General features: G+C 42.6%; 16 protein-coding genes. 7 read left to right on the forward strand and 9 right to left on the reverse strand.

Going from position 1 to position 18,851, the window contains the following annotated elements; genetic code table 11:
• Positions 1-28 precede the first annotated feature (28 nt).
• Entirely contained in the window at positions 29-1,150 is a 1,122-nt protein-coding gene (locus ACTXGH_RS03775; RefSeq protein WP_299218269.1) for a PilT/PilU family type 4a pilus ATPase, read from the forward strand.
• A 92-nt stretch (positions 1,151-1,242) separates the two neighbouring features.
• On the opposite strand, the gene fur is transcribed toward ACTXGH_RS03775, so the two are convergent.
• A complete protein-coding gene (fur, locus tag ACTXGH_RS03780) occupies positions 1,243-1,677 on the reverse strand; it encodes a ferric iron uptake transcriptional regulator (protein WP_068034202.1) in 435 nt (144 codons plus the stop codon).
• Between the two features lie 283 nt (positions 1,678-1,960).
• Between fur and ACTXGH_RS03785 the strand changes: the two genes are divergently transcribed.
• Positions 1,961-2,395, forward strand: a complete 435-nt coding sequence (locus ACTXGH_RS03785) for an outer membrane protein assembly factor BamE (RefSeq protein WP_439262867.1) — start codon at positions 1,961-1,963, stop codon at positions 2,393-2,395.
• Between the two features lie 4 nt (positions 2,396-2,399).
• On the opposite strand, the gene ACTXGH_RS03790 is transcribed toward ACTXGH_RS03785, so the two are convergent.
• From ACTXGH_RS03790 to ACTXGH_RS03805, 4 genes are all read right to left on the reverse strand, one after another.
• Entirely contained in the window at positions 2,400-2,768 is a 369-nt protein-coding gene (locus tag ACTXGH_RS03790; protein ID WP_439262869.1) for an RnfH family protein, read from the reverse strand.
• Positions 2,756-3,898 (reverse strand): hypothetical protein, encoded by a 1,143-nt coding sequence (locus ACTXGH_RS03795; protein WP_439262871.1) that lies wholly within the window; start codon positions 3,896-3,898, stop codon positions 2,756-2,758. Before ACTXGH_RS03795 ends, ACTXGH_RS03790 begins: the two co-directional genes overlap by 13 nt.
• A 161-nt stretch (positions 3,899-4,059) precedes the next feature.
• Positions 4,060-4,728: a c-type cytochrome gene (locus ACTXGH_RS03800; RefSeq protein WP_439262873.1), complete on the reverse strand. Its 669-nt coding sequence runs from the start codon at positions 4,726-4,728 to the stop codon at positions 4,060-4,062.
• A 347-nt stretch (positions 4,729-5,075) separates the two neighbouring features.
• Positions 5,076-5,411 carry a c-type cytochrome gene (locus ACTXGH_RS03805; protein WP_299218281.1) on the reverse strand — a complete coding sequence of 112 codons (336 nt, stop codon included), beginning with the start codon at positions 5,409-5,411 and terminating at the stop codon, positions 5,076-5,078.
• Between the two features lie 388 nt (positions 5,412-5,799).
• Between ACTXGH_RS03805 and yihA the strand changes: the two genes are divergently transcribed.
• Positions 5,800-6,552 carry a ribosome biogenesis GTP-binding protein YihA/YsxC gene (yihA, locus tag ACTXGH_RS03810; RefSeq protein WP_439262876.1) on the forward strand — a complete coding sequence of 251 codons (753 nt, stop codon included), beginning with the start codon at positions 5,800-5,802 and terminating at the stop codon, positions 6,550-6,552.
• A gap of 89 nt (positions 6,553-6,641) precedes the next feature.
• Here yihA and ACTXGH_RS03815 read toward each other — a convergent pair whose 3' ends face one another.
• From ACTXGH_RS03815 to ACTXGH_RS03825, 3 genes are all read right to left on the reverse strand, one after another.
• Entirely contained in the window at positions 6,642-7,310 is a 669-nt protein-coding gene (locus ACTXGH_RS03815; protein ID WP_439262878.1) for an HAD family hydrolase, read from the reverse strand.
• An 86-nt stretch (positions 7,311-7,396) separates the two neighbouring features.
• Positions 7,397-8,422, reverse strand: a complete 1,026-nt coding sequence (locus ACTXGH_RS03820; RefSeq protein WP_439262880.1) for an RluA family pseudouridine synthase — start codon at positions 8,420-8,422, stop codon at positions 7,397-7,399.
• A gap of 70 nt (positions 8,423-8,492) precedes the next feature.
• Positions 8,493-8,729, reverse strand: coding sequence for a hypothetical protein (locus ACTXGH_RS03825; RefSeq protein ID WP_439276812.1), 237 nt, complete (start codon positions 8,727-8,729; stop codon positions 8,493-8,495).
• A gap of 838 nt (positions 8,730-9,567) precedes the next feature.
• Here ACTXGH_RS03825 and ACTXGH_RS03830 point away from each other — a divergent pair.
• On the forward strand, positions 9,568-13,554 hold the full coding sequence (locus ACTXGH_RS03830) for an Rne/Rng family ribonuclease (protein ID WP_439295564.1): 3,987 nt from the start codon (positions 9,568-9,570) through the stop codon (positions 13,552-13,554).
• A 150-nt stretch (positions 13,555-13,704) separates the two neighbouring features.
• Here the strand turns inward: ACTXGH_RS03830 and ACTXGH_RS03835 are convergent, their stop codons facing one another.
• Positions 13,705-14,625, reverse strand: a complete 921-nt coding sequence (locus ACTXGH_RS03835; RefSeq protein WP_299185740.1) for a DUF808 domain-containing protein — start codon at positions 14,623-14,625, stop codon at positions 13,705-13,707.
• A 406-nt stretch (positions 14,626-15,031) separates the two neighbouring features.
• Between ACTXGH_RS03835 and ACTXGH_RS03840 the strand changes: the two genes are divergently transcribed.
• From ACTXGH_RS03840 to ACTXGH_RS03850, 3 genes are all read left to right on the forward strand, one after another.
• The gene (locus ACTXGH_RS03840) at positions 15,032-15,898 is read left to right on the forward strand and encodes a DsbC family protein (protein ID WP_439295563.1); all 867 of its coding nucleotides are present in this window, start codon (positions 15,032-15,034) and stop codon (positions 15,896-15,898) included.
• Between the two features lie 179 nt (positions 15,899-16,077).
• Positions 16,078-17,424 carry a homoserine dehydrogenase gene (locus tag ACTXGH_RS03845; RefSeq protein WP_439262885.1) on the forward strand — a complete coding sequence of 449 codons (1,347 nt, stop codon included), beginning with the start codon at positions 16,078-16,080 and terminating at the stop codon, positions 17,422-17,424.
• A 163-nt stretch (positions 17,425-17,587) separates the two neighbouring features.
• Positions 17,588-18,769, forward strand: a complete 1,182-nt coding sequence (locus ACTXGH_RS03850; protein ID WP_439295562.1) for a thiolase family protein — start codon at positions 17,588-17,590, stop codon at positions 18,767-18,769.
• The last annotated feature ends 82 nt before the right edge of the window (positions 18,770-18,851 follow it).

Genomic DNA, 18,851 nt, shown 5'->3' on the forward strand with positions numbered 1-18,851 from the left:
AATAACTCACTTTTAATTTGGATATGATATGGACTTCGATAAACTACTGCAACTCATGGTTAAGAAGAACGGCTCTGACTTGTTTATTACAGCTGGCGTTGCGCCTTCTATGAAAATAAACGGTACTATTTGTCCTGTAGGACAAGCGCCATTAACGGGTGAGCAAACTTTGCTTTTGGTCAAAAGTCTTATGACCTACAATCAGCAAAAAGAGTTTGAAGACACCAATGAATGTCAGTTTGCCATCTCAGATAAATCGCAGCTGGCACGCTTTCGGGTCAGTGCTTTTATGCAGCGTGATATGGCAGGCATGGTTTTACGAAAAATCGAAAACAAAATTCCAACGGTTGAAGAGCTGCGCCTGCCTCCTTCGCTAAAAGAGTTGGCGATGAAAAAGCGTGGTATCATCTTATTAGTCGGTGCTACAGGGACAGGCAAATCAACCACGCTTGCTTCTATGATCGGTCATCGTAACCAAAACTCTCATGGTCATATTATTACTATCGAAGATCCCATTGAGTTTGTACATCAGCACAAAGGCTGTATCGTCACGCAGCGTGAAGTTGGTGTCGATACTTTATCATTTGAAGCTGGGCTAAAAAACACCTTGCGCCAAGCGCCTGATGTTATCCTTATTGGTGAAATTCGTAACCGTGAAGTGATGGACTATGCGATCCAATATGCTGAAACAGGACATTTGGTTTTTGCAACATTGCACGCAAATAATGCCAACCAAGCGATCGATCGTATTATCCATTTCTTTGAAGCTGATCGTCACAATCAGTTGTTCATGGATCTCTCGCTCAACTTACAAGCTATTGTTGCGCAGCAGCTTATCCAAACGCCAGATGGCAAAGGCTACCGTGCAGCAATTGAGGTGTTGCTTAACTCACAGCTGATTAGTGACTATATCCGTAAGGGTGAACTACACGAAATCAAAGAAGTAATGACGCGCTCACGTGATAGTGGCATGCAAACCTTTGATCAAGCATTGTTCGACTTATACGAAAATGGTGACATTACTTACCAAGATGCGATTAAACATGCGGACTCTCCAAATGACTTGCGCTTAAAAATCAAACTAAACAGTAAAAATGGCAGTAAAGACATTGAAGAAAATGCCAGCAGCTTGTCTTTAAATATTGGCTAATTGCAATTTATTGAAATCAAGAAAACCAAGCATGCAAATAAAAAACCGCTTTCAAATTGAAGGCGGTTTTTTGTTTTAGTTAAGTCTATTGATTATTTTGCACTGTCTTTACATTCTTGATTGTTACAAATACCATATAACACCAGTGAGTGCCCAGACAGTTTAAAGCCATGCTCCGCTGCTACTTTTAACTGCTCTTCTTCAATGACCTCGTTATGAAACTCAATAATCTTGCCACAAACATCACAAACCAGATGATCATGATGCTCTTCTTGAGTGATTTCGAACACTGACAAATTGTTTTCAAAGTTATGACGTTCAACAATACCTGCTTGCTCGAACTGCGTCAATACTCGGTAAACTGTCGCCAATCCTACATCTTCGCCTTGCTCAATAAGCGCCTTGTATACCTCTTCTGCACTCATATGATGCAGCTCTGCTCTCTCAAGTAGCTCTAAAATTTTAATACGCGGTAAAGTTACTTTTAATCCTGCTTTACGTAAGTCCTGATTGGTAAAAGAAGCCATAATATCCCTTCTGACTGTTAAAGTCTTAACAAATAAAAATTGAAGAATAGTTATAGTGAATTAGTAGCTAGGCTATGCCCTCACTTTAAAAATGATGATAAAAATAAAATATATTGTAGTTATAAGCTTATGAATTGACACTATAAATTACTGAGTATATCAGGTAGCATTTGGTAAATAATGTCGTAAGTGGTAGGCAATTGCAAGTAAATGACGTATCATTTGTTCAAGATTGCCGGCAAGACTTGCCCAATATGCATTTAGCCGCGCCTAACCCATTTTTATGAGCCATCTTACCATGATAAAGCTATTAAATCGTTCTCCCCTTGGCCGTCAGTCATCTCATTACTCAGCCAATCTGCGCAAAATTATGATTACTGCAACCCTTGGCATTACTGTTGCCTTATCTGGTTGCTCATTATTTAACGTTTATAGAATTGATTTACCACAAGGTACACCAATTACTCAAACTCAAGCTCAAAAACTACAAGTAGGCATGAATCAAAACCAAGTATTGTACATACTAGGGAGCCCTGCTATCAAAGACACATTAGCACCCAATCGTTGGGATTATATCTACGACTACCAGGCAGGCACAGAAGGTGAGCGCAAAGGTATCACAGATGTCAAAAATGCCAGCCAGCATTTGATTGTCTATTTTGATGCCAATGGTATTGTCACTCGTATCGAAGGTATAGAAACCCTACCTCAGTCTTAACCATTTATATTTGCTTTTTTTTATCACGATTTTTGCGCTGAGACATGGGATCAGCGCTTAAGCTACGGTATACCTCGATGCGATCTAGAGGTTGTAATATGTAGCTTATAGGCTGTTTTTGTGCATAAATTCCTACATGCCAGCGCTTGGCAGTAGGCGTTATCATACTTGCTACTTGTTCGCACCATACGGCCAAGTTAGGAAACTGAATTAACCATCCAGCTTGTTCTAGTGCTTCATATAGAGTCGTACCTTCAACGACTTGTAATGTCAGATAATGTTGGCGCTTTACATCTTCAGCATAGGCCAGTTGCACTGTCATCATGGCTGGCTTATGAGAGCGTTTAGACGTATTCTCTATCAACTCAGCCATAGCAGTATCCAACCTACTAATGCTAAAATCAGTGCTAACGGTACAATGAGACGAATGGCCACGCGCCATAGGTTGTACGATGCTTCACTGCCAAAGTTTAAAGACTTACGCAAGTGACTGATTTTCATATGCCAGCCGGCAAATATAGACAGCACTAGCACTGCAATACTACTCACTATAACCAATAGACCCACTAGCCAAGCTGTCGGTACTATTGTGACTAGTAACAAACCTACAATCAATGTTATAACCAAGCCGACCACTAGGCCAAATTTATGCGCTAGCTGCTGGGCGCTATAATATAACAAATAGCTTGCTACAAATAATACGCCTGCATGGTATAGCAGTTGCCCAATGGGCGGTAGTGCTAAGCCACTACTGAATAATGCAATGATACCAATGACTAGCTGCAGTATCCAGATGGGTAGCACCAGTTTGGCAGCACGATAGGTATGAGGAGCCTTAGTCGAATGTGACTTGGTTACATTGAGACCATCTGGCTCTACTGCAGTTACTATCTGCTTCGTCACTAGATGCTGACCAAACCAGTATAGTCCAGTACCTGCTCCTACACTGACCAACGCAAGTGCAACCGCTCGTGCCCATTCGGTTAAGTTAATGTTCGTCATGGCGAATTCAACTTGCGGGAGGCCATTGGTCAGGCCCATCACTAAGCCTACAACCATCAGACCTAGACCTATAGGCAGAGGCGCGACCCCAAGCAAGCTTAACAATACTGCAATCACCATTAAACCACCAGCAACCGCAAAAACTGGCAAGCTAGGAGCGCTATTCAGCTCTGTCAGCGCAGATAAAAGACCGCTACTTGCTCCAGATATTATAAGTGCAGCAATCGCAATCGCTACTATCGCTGTCAACCAACCAAAACTACGCCATAACGGACTAGCATCAGCTTCGCGGGTTAGTTTTTGCATGCCTGCTAAGGGTGCTTCAATACTACGATAAGCCAAAGCAATCTCTGCATAAATCACTGGCAATGAAACCAATACCATCGCAAATAGCCACAACAACCAAAAGTCTATTTCACCAATTGAAGTAGGTGCAAACCAGCGAAAAAGCAGTAGTGGCAACAGTGCTGCCATAAAATAAGAAGCATAGCGGACCATCATAATCTCAATCCAAACGATCTAAAGTGAATAACAATAGGCAATTATACAGACCCATTAAGTATACAGACCCATTAAGGAAGCTGTATTTCTTTATACAATATAGGGACAGGCACCTATAAAAAAACCCCGAAAACGGGGTTTAATAATCAAATAGGCATCAATTAATGAATAGCACTTACATAATCCGACAAGATACGAATATCACGATCTGACAGTCTCGCTGCTACCGTCTGCATCATACCCATCTCGCCTTCTTTGGCTGCATCGTTGACACGTTTTTGATCGTCGCTTGCGATATCGTCCACGCGGCCCGCTGCACGGAACAGTTTTAACTGAGTAGCGATATATTCTGCGTGCTGACCACCTAGTTTAGGAAATGCGGCCCAATCATTACCAGCTGCATCTGGACCATGACAGCCTGCACAACCAATCACACCGCGTGACTTATCGCCACCTAAATAAAGCTTGGTTGCTTCTTGATTGGTTGCAGGATTACCAAAGCCCACGCCCCAAGGTGACTGCTCAGCATAGTATCCTGATACGTTAGCCATATCTTGCTGCGACAAATTAGCAACCTGCGACTGCATAATGCCGTTTTTGCGGTATCCAGATTTAAAATTGACCAATTGCTTATATAAGTACTTTACATTTTGACCGCCAAGATTTGGCTGAGCTGGCACGACACTCACTCCATCAACACCATGACAAGCGGCACAGACCGTTTCTGCAATTTGTTTACCTGCATTAGCGTCATATTCAGGAACAATAATAGCAGCTTGTACGCTGAAACTTGCAACACATAAGCTGGCGGCAGCGATTAACTTTTTCATTGATACAGATCCTACTAACTCGCCGTAAGTATTATCTCGATTGATTGTATTAACAGAGCACTCACCAAATCACACAAGCACGTCTATAGCTTGACTAAATTAATCATGAAATTTGCGGTGTTCATAACAAGCAGCCCGAAAGCACTTACTAACATCAGGGTTTATTTGCAATTATTATAGCAAGACTTTAAAGAATTTGCCTACTTAATCATAGTAACTAACGTTTTTTTATCTAAAACTAAGCATACAACATATTTTGTAAATCATCTGCCTGTTTTATAAAATCTTATAGGTATCATTAGGATACTCAAAGGTCTATAAAGTAGAATTGACAGCTAAGTTTCTCGCTACTTACTCATATATTCAATCAATTTGCGATAATCATCATCACTACAGCTATCACATAATCCGCCCGCTGGCATTTGAATCATGCCACCCTTTACAGAATCAATCAGTGCAGGCATACCTTTTCGTTCTATAAGGCGTTGCCACTGAGCGCTATCACCTTTCTTGATGGCATTTAATGCCCCACTGTCATGGCAAGCCGCGCATGAGTCATTGTAGATTTTGGAGATATCAGTTGCTGCATGACTACTCGTCATAGCAATGCTGATGACAAGTGCCACCATACTACTACTCAAGGCTTGGCCTATTTTAATGCTACTAATATTTAATAAACGCATATGATATCCTCTTTAACAGAATAATCATGTCTACAATTATTCGATACATAAACTTGTTAACTGATAATATCTTATATTGTAACGATATATGTCGAGTCAAAGTAGTATTATCTCGTTTAATGTTAGTAACGCTTAAGCGTTGTATGATAATTTTGCTAAGCTGCTATTCACTTTAGTGTTATGCTGTCATATATAGAACGGCAGAGATAAGCAATATACCAAATAGATCATCGTAACACTCATCCTTTATCTGGCTGCTTATTGGTATTAAAAGTCATTCTAAGTTTTATATTATCGATGTGACAGCTAGCCGCTTATCTTTTTTTGACTTGTTCTGTGATGTTATTTCAAACTTCGTTTTAATTTTTTGATTGTTAATGAGTCATTTATGAGTACCCCGTTTAAAGATGTTGCCGCTGAACATGCGGTGTTTAATACCAAAGCCCGCCAGCGTATCCAGCAAACTGAATTTATGACGTCGGCGCCTACTTTTCGTCTTTGTCCGCCAGATATCGGACTAGAAGTCGCTTTTGCAGGACGCTCAAATGCGGGTAAGTCCTCGGCTATCAATGCGTTAACCAACCAGCGTCAGCTTGCCCGCTCGTCTAAAACGCCGGGACGTACACAAATGATAAACTTTTTCAGCATTGGTGATACCAACAGACGCTTGGTTGACTTACCAGGCTATGGTTATGCAGCTGTCCCGCTTGAGATGAAAAAAGAATGGCAGGTAGAGTTAGAAGAGTATCTGGTATCACGCTCAAGTCTTGCAGGTTTAGTGCTGATGACAGATATTCGCCATCCTCTTAAGTTCTTTGATGAGCAGATGCTACATTGGGCTAAAGATGGCGAGTTGCCTGTCCATATCTTATTGACTAAGGCGGACAAACTCAAATATGGGGCATCAAAAAATGCCTTACTTAATACTCGTCAAGCCCTAAAAAAACTGGGGTTAAACTGTACTATTCAGCTGTTTTCTGCATTAAGAAAAGAAGGCCTTGATGAGCTGGCAGGCGTGATGGGCAAATGGTACGATTACAAACTTGATGATGACAAGCTGGTTGAGTCAAATCTTCAGTCGCTTCCTGCTACTCAGCTAGACGCTGAACCACAAGATGTTAAATCACAAGATAGTCAGTAAGATGCTGAATAACCATCATCTGCATAAATTAAAAAAGGGTTTATCATAATTAGTGATAAACCCTTTTTCTGTTCATTACGTCTCTTATTTTAACCACATAGTAGCTCTGTTAAAGCTTGGGGTGTATCAACTTGATAAGTCGGCTGCTGAGCGGCGAGCTCTTTATTGGTTGCCGTACCATAATCTACAGCAATACTGGTCATACCAAGCTTGTTCGCCATTTGAATATCATAAATACTATCACCGATAAATACAGCTTTAGATATACTGTGCTGCGTATGCTCTAAGATATCTGTCAGCATCTGCGGGTTGGGCTTGGAGCCTGACTCATCAGCACAACGAGTTATCTCAAAGTAGTGCTGGCTAGCAGATGCGGTAAGCACCCTATCAAGACCTCGTCTTTTCTTACCCGTCGCTACAGCCAATTTGCGGCCTTGCTGCTGCAACGTTTGTAACATGCCTTCTATAGGAGTAAAAAACGGTGTACGGTGACTGTTAGGAATGTAGTAGTCAGCATAACTTTGTTGAATAGCAAGCTTTTGTGACTCATTCGCTTGCGGATATAAAATCTCAATACCATTCATTAAACTCAATCCGATAATATCTTTGACTGCTTGATTAGTGGTGCAAAAACCATGCGCCTCTCCAGCAACATGCATGGACTCAACGATTAAACCGATCGAATCCATCAAAGTACCATCCCAATCAAAGATAACCAACGTCTTATCTGCTAAGCGATGATTAGACTGTTTACTCATAAATTTACCTTAGCGCACGGCAATAAACCAAAAATTCGATGTCAATACATTAGTAGTCAATACATTAATATAGGGGAGGGTTAAGTTTATTCTGGCAATGCAGTTTGCTCCGGCAACCAGTCTGCCATATCATCTGGTAACGGGGCGGTAATGATTTTATAGCCTGGAATATCTAGTCGCCATGCGTGCAAGCACAAGCGATGAACGCCTGATTTATCATGTACATTATACTTGTCATCACCCAAGATCGCATGACCGATATGGGCCAAATGTACACGGATTTGGTGCGTGCGTCCTGTCAATGGTTTGGCTTCAATCAAGCTGACTGGCTGACCTGCCAGTATAAAACGGCTATGTACGATGATATCCGTTTGGCTGTCTTTAGATTGCAGGTCCTGATTTTGTGAGGTACTGCTATCCACTTTGACACGGCGCTCACCATTAGCAAGCGTGTAACGTAACAGTGGGGCATCAATACGTTGCTCATTCAGAGCAGGCTGCCCTTTTGCCAGACATAGATAGTGCTTTTGAATGGTTTTGTCAACTAGGTGCTGCTGCAGCACTTTAAGTGTTGAGCGCTTCTTAGAAATCATAAGCAGGCCTGAGGTATCTTTATCAATACGATGAATCAGCTCTAGGTACTTTTTACCAGTCACCTCACGCATGGCCTCGATAACACCAAAATCAAGTCCACTACCGCCATGTACTGCGATACCAGACGGCTTATTGAGTACCAACAGCCCATCATCTTCATACACTACGCGCGCTAATAGGCTCTTCGCAAACTCAGTACTAATGATGGGTTTTTCGCGGGTTGCCAACTGAATAGGTGCGATACGTACGACATCGTCGCGCTCTACTCTATCATGTGCTTTGCAGCGCTTATTGTTCACTCGAACTTCATCTGACCGTATCATTTTATAAATATGAGATTTTGGCAGCCCTTTTAAGCGGTTTAATAAAAAGTTATCTAAACGCTGGTCATGCTGATGGCGAGTAACTTCAAGGTAGTTAACCTTTCCAAAGTTGCTAATTTCATCATCAGCGCTTTGTGGGCGCGTCTTGCTATTGAATATTGCTGGAGCTTCATGGGTAGGTGCATCGTCAGTCATTTTGGAATTTGTCATTTTTAGTTAGGTATTTACACAAAGATTTGTTATAGTTTACCATGTTGAGCGCCAATTAAGCAGAGACTAAGACAATAATCGTTATTGTCTTAAACAACTTATTGTTATCATTATTACTGGCTAGTAATGAGTTGATCTGGCGATTTTTGCACGCATCATCTACTTTCAGGACATCCTGCTCAGTAACGTCTGGCGTGATGTCCAATAAAAGGTATTTATACCAAATTAATCGCTTCGGTGATAATGGCAAACATGCTAAATTATCAAGCGGTAATAGAACACAACTACTCATTAACACACGGCCATGACTTGATTTTTTAATCATTGGGTTGGTGCAGCTGGGTAAGTAATGTTAATCCGATGTTAAGAGTTTACAGCTGCCTGAATATTGGCGGTCAAACAGATAAAACGATTGTCATACAAACAATGTATAGCCTACCGAGCTTGTAAGCCGGTTACCTATTCTGTTTGCCAAGTACGCCCCGCTGAATAACAGTGCAGTGGCACTTTTAACTTAAGATTCTTCTAAGACAGTTAGATGTTATAAAATAATAGATAGATAAAATCATTGAATTAATTTGAGCTGATATTAAGACGTTCGCTAGTGTTAACAGTTTAGACAAAACGGCGAATAAATTGTGACTTTGTGGTAAGTGCTTGGATACCCTTACAAAGTAAACCAGGTACGCCTTATATGTCAATAATCTTTGTAAAACCTAACATAGTAATGTGTTAGGTACTAGCCTTGAAACCAGTATAGGATGATTGGCATTAGATCATGTTACAGCCCTACACTCTGTATCAAAATTACTTAGAACGATTATTTTAGTCACTTTAAACACAGTCGTTAAATTTGAACCAACGATCAGCGACGATGACCTTTTAATTCGATACCTGTATTTATCCGAGCAGTACGCTCGCCCTACATCTACTAATTTTTAGTATTAGCATGACTTATCATCGCCACTTTACTTTGATTATATTTATGTTGTTTGCTGTCCATTTGGCAGCCTGAATAATCTGTTGGTGCTTTTTATCGTTAAAGCCGCTTGATAGCAGATTTTTTATTCAGAACCACTCAATATAATAACCCTTCTTGTCATTGTCCTGTGTACTCATAGGATAATAGTATGAAACGCATTTTGATTAACGCCACTCAAAACGAAGAAATTCGTGTCGCTTTGTGTAAAGGCAATCATCTCTACGATTTTGACCTAGAAAACCGTACCCGCGAGCAAAAAAAATCCAACATTTATAAAGGCCATGTCACCCGTGTCGAGCCATCACTTGAGGCCGTATTCGTTGAATACGGTTCACAGCGTCAAGGGTTTTTGCCTATTCGTGAAATCTCTACCGAATACTTAAGTGGCAACCCACGTGATGAAAATATCAAAAAGCTTATTAAAGAAGGCGATGAGCTGATCGTCCAAGTTGAAAAAGAAGAGCGCGGCAACAAAGGCGCGGCTCTCTCCACTTATGTCTCGCTCGCTGGTCGTTATTTGGTACTGATGCCCAATAACCCTCGTGGTGGTGGTATTTCGCGTCAAATCTCCGGCAAACTACGCGAAGATATGAAGCGTATGCTTGCCAATCTTGATTTGCCTAAAGGTATGAGTGTCATCATTCGTACTGCAGGTATTGGCAAAACTCAAGAAGATCTGCAACACGACCTAAATCATCTGCTCAATATTTGGCAAGCCATTCAAGAACAAAACAAAAAGTACCCATCACCACGCTTGGTTCATCAAGAAGCAGGTGTGGTGACACGTGCGGTACGTGATTATCTGCGTGACGATATAGCTGAGATTTGGATTGATAACGAAAACGCTTACATTGAAGCGGCAGGATTTATCGATGCAGTGATGCCAACACAAGCGGACAAACTACGCAAATATACTGACTACGAGCCTATGTTCGCACGCTTTAGCATTGAAAAGCAGATCGAGACCGCTTACCAGCGTGAAGTACGCCTGCCATCTGGCGGCTCAATCGTCATTGACCAAACTGAAGCGTTGGTATCAATCGATATCAACTCGGCCAAATCTACTAAAGGTTCAGACGTCGCTGAAACTGCCTACCATACCAACTTAGAAGCAGCTGATGAAATCGCTCGCCAATTACGTCTACGCGATATGGGCGGCTTGATTGTCATTGATTTCATTGACATGAATGACAATAAGCACCAAAAAGAAGTCGAAAAACGCCTGGTTGATGCGACCAAATATGACCGTGCTCGTGTTCAGTTCGGCGAGATATCTAAGTTTGGTTTGATGGAGATGAGTCGTCAACGTCTACGCCCATCATTAGAAGAGTCTACTGGCTATATCTGCCCACGCTGTCATGGCAACGGTATGATTCGTGATCTGCGCTCTTTATCATTGTCTATCATGCGCCAAATCGAGCAAATCGCTTTAAAAGAACGTCAAGGTGAAGTACAAGCAGAAGTACCAACTGACATTGCCGCATTTATTTTAAATGAAAAACGCGACAGCTTGGTTTATCTTGAACAAGACAGCGGCACACGTATCACTATCCTGCCACATGCTCACCTAGAGTCGCCCAATTTTAAATTGCATTTTAATCGTGATGGTTTTGCACCGACAAGCTATGAGCGTATCACTGATACGCAGCAACAAGAGCATAATGACCTCGGTTATGACGTTGACTGGCAAACATCAGAAAAAGAACGTCCTGAGCAGCAGCCTACTCGTCAGCCGCGTAAATCAGCTGATAACAAAAGTAGCCCAGACAATCGTGCAAGCAATCAAAGTAACGGACGCGCGTCATCATCGAATGTAGGCCAAAATAGCCATCGAAACAATGGCTCAAATAACGAACCAAAAAATACCGACAACCATCAGCATACTGACAATACGCAAGTAAGTACGCAAGTCTCCTCAGCGCGTGCTGCCACAAATCATACTACACAGAGTAATCAGCAGGTCTCTACTACGCAGCCAAAAGCCGTTGCTTGGCTGTCTAATCTGTTTGCGCAAGCGCCGCAAGCACAGACTGCAAACAGTGTTAGTAGTCGTGATGCCGCTGAAGCTATTGAAGCATTAGTCAATACTGGGGCGCAAAGCTTAGGTTCGTTTGGGCAAGTGGATCGTACAGCGTTAGATAACAGCCAGCATTCATCAAATCAAAGTGATGATCCGCAAAATGTACGTCAGCAAGACGATAACAATACTCAAAGTGTCACTCAATCATCAAAGCAAAGCGCGCTTGATGATGACAAAAAAGAGAGTCACAGCGACGATAGAAGAAAGCGCAAGTCACGCAAATCAAAATCTTCTAAATCGCGTCAAAGAAAAGATCAGCGCGATGACAACGATAGCGCAGATAATAGTACAGATGATACCAACGATAATAATCGATCTGATACGCAAGATGGACGCGAACGTGATAATAAGCGTGGCAACGATCGTAACGGCAATCGTCAAAACACTCGCCAAGACAACCGTAATAATCATCAAAATGCCAGCGAGCGTACAGAAGATAGTACCTCGAGCGAGCAGTCACGTACGAAACGCAAGCCTCATAGCCAGCGCAACTCACGTGGTAAGCTTGAACGCGGGCAAACCTTAACAGTTGACAATGATACTAAGCAGAATAATCAGCAGTCCACTGCCAATGCGGCAAAAGGTAAACCACAAGCGAATGCTCAGCGCGACCAAGACCCCAATGAAGTAGTATTACAGGTCAATGAAGCGCCGACTAAAAGCAAGGCTTCAGAAGTAGTGCATCTTTCTTTGGACGACAGTAAATCGAGTCAATCGTCGTCTAAAGCTATGGATACGCAAGAAGCTGGTCAGCATAATGTTGATGACAAAGACAAGGCTGCTAAACAACGTCATCCAGACAAATCTGAGACGACAACATCTAAGTCAGAAGATCGCTCATCATCCACTGCGAGTAGCGCTAAACCTACTGAAAGCTTAGTTGAGAGCAAGGCTCAAAGCGCTGAGTCAAAAGGTAATTCATCTGATAGCACATCATCATTTGAAGAGAGTAAAGAAGAAGTCGCTAATGCTAAGGCAACCTCTCAGCCATCGGCTCAAAAAGTAGCTTTAGAGCCAAAAGCAGCTAAAGCTAGCAGCATACAATCTGCTGCTGATACTCAGCCAGCTGAAAACGATGAGTCTAAAAATGGTAATAAAGCTGATGTGATAAGCAGTACAAATGAGGATACAAAAGGTAATAACGCCCTCACGTTTACTCACGAGGCCTTATTTGCCGCTCGTTATGTGACTGCTGATAAGTTTGGTCAAGCAAGCAATGACCCACGTGTCGTCCGACGTCAGCAGCCAACACCAGTCGCTGAGACTAATGCACAGGCGAGTTCTGCACCTGCTACCATTCGCGGTACAGTTGGTGAGTTTATTCACGCAACGTTAGCAGATGCACAAAGCCGCTTGGCAGATAAAGGGGTTATCAGCTGCTTTATTCAAGCGATTGAAGCACATACGCAGCATACTGACGCTACTGACCTGACTAACATTGACACTAGTCATGCAGACGATAGCCAAGATGAGGCTTTTGACTTTAGTAATTATGGTTATCAGCCTTTAGATGCTGATTACTTGACCCAGTTTGATGCCATGACTCAAGCAGCGAGCCAATTTGCTACTGCTCAAGGCAAGACAGAGGTCGCACCTCAGGCTATTGGTCAACGTGCTAGTAATGATCCACGTGGGCAGCATCCTGACTATCGTGCTGAAGAACAGCAGGCCATATTGAGCATTTCTGATGACCATCAAGTCGATGCTCATGAAACCGCAGCCGCTGCATTGGCCAGTGAAGTACAAGCTGACGACATCACTGTTGAGAGTGAACAGCTGTTAAAAGCAGATCAGGCGTTACTTGATGATAGCAAAGCTGCTGAGCATAGCGATGCTACAAAAGAGGACAGCCAAGCAGCTAAATCAAAGACGACTATTGCCAGTTATAAAAACATGATCGAGAGTGTCGCTGAGCAGCTGCTGCCACAGACTGGTATGTTTAATTTGACCACGCCAAAGGTGCCAAAAGCGCGTAGTCGTAAGCCAAAGTCTGAACATATAAAGCCTACGCAAGCTGAAAAGTCTGAAAATGACCATTCAAGTAGCGACAGTTGATTATTAGCCCTGATATAATTTGTATAATTGGTATAACGCAACTTTTATAGCAATTTTATACTTATAATTTAAAAAGCCCCAAAGTTACCAGTAACTTTGGGGCTTTTTAATGTTTATATAGTAATCAGATAGTGTTAGTGCTATGACGCTTTAATGAGCGGAAGCTCCGTTACCGCGTAACTTATTGACCATAGTAAAGATAGCGACCACTACCGCACCAATAATAAAGCCTATCAAACCATTTAACAGCGCTGTCGTCACACTTTCAAAAATGCCGGTTAAGTGCGCCAGATCCTCTACTCCATGATGTAAAAAACTGATACCGTGCACTAAAATACCGCCGCCCACTAAGAACATCGCCAACGTGCCAGCGATAGATAGAAACTTCATCAATTTTGGTGCAGCTGCAAACATCACCTTGCCAAGCTTTTGTTTAAAACTGCTTTCTTGCTCCATTAAATGCAAGCCTGCGTCATCTATTTTGACAATACCGGCAACCAAACCATAAATACCAACCGTGATAGCAATCGCTAAAATAGACAATACCAGACTACGCTCTAACAATGTGGCACTCGCCGTTGACCCCAAAGCGATGACAATAATCTCTGCTGATAAAATAAAATCTGTACGTATCGCGCCTTTGATTTTTTCTTTTTCAAATGCCACCAAATCCACTGTTTCATCGGCATTGGCAAGGCGACGCGCACTTTGTTCTTCGTCATGCGGCAAAGCATGTGGCCAAAATCTATGGATAACTTTTTCAGCGCCTTCATAAACCAAAAATAAACCACCGCACATTAATAAAAAGGTTACCAATGGTGGGTAAACGGCACTGATAAGCAGCGCAGCTGGCACCAAGATAAGTTTATTAACAAAGGAACCTTTTGCTACCGCCCAAACAACTGGCAACTCGCGATTGGCTTTGACACCAGTGACCTGTTCAGCGTTTAGCGCAAGATCGTCACCCAATACACCAGCGGTCTTTTTGGCCGCAACCTTAGTCATTACTGAAACATCATCTAATATCACACTGATATCATCAAGTAGGGTTAATAAACTGGCACCTGCCATGCTCTCTCCTTAGCGTAAAATCGCTCAAATAGTTAATAAGTATTAAAATTGATCATGTTGATTTGTCTTGTTTACTGTAGCCTACTGAGCTACTGCAACATATGAAATAGTAGGAATGTAGCTTATTTTACTTTTTTGTTCGATCATTACCAAATTATTAGTTAAGTAAGTTTTGGTTTTGACTGTCATTTATAAAAATATGTTAGTATATGGCACTTTATCACTATTTATGTTATGACTCACTGCTTACTTTATAATTGAGATGATTCGTCATCATAGCCAGAGTGTTGTAGCTTAGAATTTATTCGTTTGACTGCTGATAAATAAAGAGACTTATATCGTCTGTCTTTATACTGAGTTTTTATTACAATCATGATCAAGCGCGTCCGTTTATAGGAAATGCCGTATGTCCTTACCCTCTGTATCTACTAGCCTAAAGCCTGCTAACATCTCTACTCGTCGTAAGCTCTCAGGCGCCATTATCAGTGCGCTACTAGTTACTGTCGCGACAGGCTGCTCAAACAATACTGCCGATACTACCAGCAAGACCAGTGTGGTAAGTAGCACAAAGGCAAGTAGTACAACCAGCACCTCCAAACCTGCTGCCGATAGTGATCAATCGGTCGTTACAGCATTGCAATCGAACCTAGGAGCGTCTGGTATCGACGAAAAAATTGTCTCCGCAGTACCAACAGAGATGGATGGTATTTATTGGGTAACCGCTGAAGGGTTGCCAGCATTTTTTACTGATAAGTCAGGCAAACATATCATTCAAGGTCAGATCATCTCTGTCGGACAAGGCGAACCTGTCGATATTAGTGGTGCGTTAGTTGCTCGCACTGCGCAAGAGGCGCTCAAAGCTGTAGACAAAAAAGACATGATTATTTATCCAGCTAAAGGCGAGACTAAGTCAGTGGTGTACTCTTTTACCGATGCTGATTGTCCTTACTGCACTAAATTGCATTCAGAAATGGATGAGCTCAATGCGCTAGGGATTGAGGTTCGTTACCTAGCTTGGCCTCGTAGCGAAGGAAGCATTCCCAAAATGGAAGCCATTTGGTGTAGTGAAGATCGCGTTGCGGCTATGAATCAGGCAAAATCAGGCGCCAATGTCATGGCTCCTAGCTGTGAGAGTCCAGTAAAAGAGCAAATAGAATTGGGCGCCCGTCTTGGTGTACGCGGAACGCCTGCCATCTTTACTGAATCTGGTCAGCAGATTGGTGGTTATCTACCAGCTAAACAATTGGCACAGACAGCGATCGATGCCAGCTAATCGCCTACTATAATATCATCGGCTTTAGCAACAGTCAGCTTAGGTAGACGTCACAATTGCTTGTCGGTATGATACGGTGAGATGCTATATAAAAATGGCTTTATTGGTAATAGTTAACGTTACAAGAGCCATGTTTTCATCTTATATAATTTACTATCATTTAATTTTCTGAGGATACTGTGAGTAAATCCATCAAACTAGCGATACTTGGCCTAGGTACCGTCGGTACTGGCGTGGTCAATCTAATCAATGATAACTTAGCTGAGCTTAAACGTCGTAGTGGACGCGACATTATTATTACCGAAGTTGGTACACGTCGTCAGCGTGATGATATCGACCCTAGTATCGTCCAAAACGATGATTTGATGGCAATTGCTGCAAGTGACAACGTCGATATTGTCATCGAAGTCATTGGTGGTACAACTCTTGCCAAAGACATTATTATGCATGCCATTAAGAATGGTAAACACGTCGTTACAGCCAACAAGGCGTTACTTGCTGAGCATGGCAATGAGATATTTGCGTTGGCGGAGGCCAATCATGTGCACGTGGCTTATGAGGCAGCAGTGGCAGGTGGTATTCCTATTATCAAGGTTATGCGCGAAGCACTTGCCGCCAATAAAATAGATTGGTTAGCTGGTATCATCAACGGTACTGGTAACTTCATCATGACTGAGATGCGTGATAAAGGGCGTCCATTTAAAGACGTTTTGGCAGAAGCACAAGAGCTTGGCTATGCTGAGGCAGACCCGACATTTGATGTTGAAGGTATTGATGCTGCTCACAAGCTTGCTCTACTCGCCTCTATCGCCTTTGGCATTCCATTACAGTTTGACAAAGTATATTGCGAAGGTATCACTGGTATTACGCTACAAGACGTCAACTACGCTGAAGAGCTGGGCTATCGTATCAAGCATTTGGGCTTTGCCGTTCGCCGGAGTAGTAAAGATGATCCACAAGGCAGCGCTGGCATTGAGCTACGCGTACATCCAACATTGATCCCGCAAGACGCTTTACTTGCCAATGTGAATGGGGTAAAAAACGCGGTACTGGTGAACTCACATCCTCTAGGACAAACGCTGTATTGCGGTGATGGCGCAGGCGCAGGCGCTACCGCCTCAGCAGTAATGGCAGATGTCATGGATCTTGTACGTGTATTAGGCCCCAACGATCGTAACAGTCATAGCGAGCACAGTAATCATGTGCCTCATTTGGCGTTTATGCCGGAAGAGCTATGTGATACGCCTGTCTTACGTGCCGAGCAGATGATAACAGGCTATTATCTGCGTGTACACGCTTATGACAACCCAGGCGTATTGGCGGATATCACTCGCATCTTAAGTGATGCTGGTATCAATATCGACGCTATTTTACAAAAACCTGCTCACAAACTTGGACAAGTACCTGTCATTATTTTGACATTACCAGTCATTGAAAGTCAGATGAATCTGGCGATTGAAAAGATCGAAAAATTGACTGCGGTTGCTGATAAAGTCGTCCGTATTCGCTTAGACGAGTTGGCCTGATGATATAAATCAGTAGTGACCAGTGAGTTATCTTAGTAAACCTTGATTTTTATCTTAACAATGCACATTATAATAATGATTCTTTATTAACGATTAGTGAGGCACAGTGTTCATCTAAAGCGCTGAGTTTTAATTTAAAACAGGTAAATGAGGCAGAATAACGATGTCGAACGATGCAATTGTAATTATTAATGGTGCGCGTACGCCAATGGGCAGTTTTCAAGGCGCTTTAAAAGATGTCAGTGCTACAGAGTTAGGTGCGACAGCTATCAAAGCAGCCGTTGAACGTTCAGGTGTGAGCAGTGACAATATTGATGAAGTCATTATGGGATGTATCTTGACCGCTGGATTGGGTCAAGGCCCTGCTCGTCAAGCCATGCGTCAGGCAGGTCTACCTGATGAGACTGGCGCCGTGACGATCAACAAACTTTGTGGTTCGGGTCTAAAAGCGGTTATGCAGGCGCATGATGGTATCAAAGCAGGTAGCTTTAATGTGGCTGTCGCTGGTGGTATGGAGTCGATGACTAATGCGCCATATATTATGCCAGGGGCACGTGGTGGCTATCGCATGGGGCATAAAGAAGTCAAAGATCATATGTTCTTAGATGGTTTAGAAGATGCAGAGACTGGTCGCTTGATGGGTCAGTTTGCGCAAGAAATGGCCGATGAAAAAGGCTATACGCGTGAACAAATGGACGAGTTTGCGATTGAATCACTAAATCGTGCGTTGACTGCGATTAAAGAGGGTCATTTCAAAAACGAGATTGAGCCTGTCACTTTTGAGACTCGTAAAGGCGAACAAACGGTCGAGGATGATGAAGAGCCAGGTCTTTCTAATGCAGATCGTATTCCTAACCTACGTCCTGCGTTCGCCAAAGAAGGCACCATCACTGCAGCTAATGCCAGCTCAATCTCAGACGGTGCTGCTGCTGTCGTGATGATGAAAGAGTCACAAGCGCAGTCTGAAGGTCTAGACTACCAAGCCCGTATTATTGCGACTGCTTCTAACTCACGTCATCCAAGTGAATTTACCATTGCTCCGATTGGTGCGATCGAAAAAGTATTGGCTAACGCAGATTGGTCAGTTGAAGACGTCGATCTTTGGGAGATCAACGAAGCCTTTGCCATGGTTACTATGGCGACGATGGATGCGTTAGACATTGATCATGCAAAGGTTAATATCGAGGGCGGTGCTTGTGCTTTAGGTCATCCTGTAGGTTGCTCAGGCGCTCGTATCCTGATCACGCTTATCAACTCATTACAGCGCACTGGTGGTAAAAAAGGTATTGCAACCTTATGTATCGGTGGCGGTGAAGCGGTAGCAGTAGCTATTGAGTTGTCTTAATCAAAAGACATTGTCAAAAGCTTTTATTATGACGCTATTGGATATGTCGTCACAATGCATCTAGTCAGATGACTGTGTAATA

The sequence above is a fragment of the Psychrobacter sp. 1Y10 genome (assembly GCF_052259005.1).
In the GTDB taxonomy this organism is placed as follows: domain Bacteria; phylum Pseudomonadota; class Gammaproteobacteria; order Pseudomonadales; family Moraxellaceae; genus Psychrobacter; species Psychrobacter saeujeotis.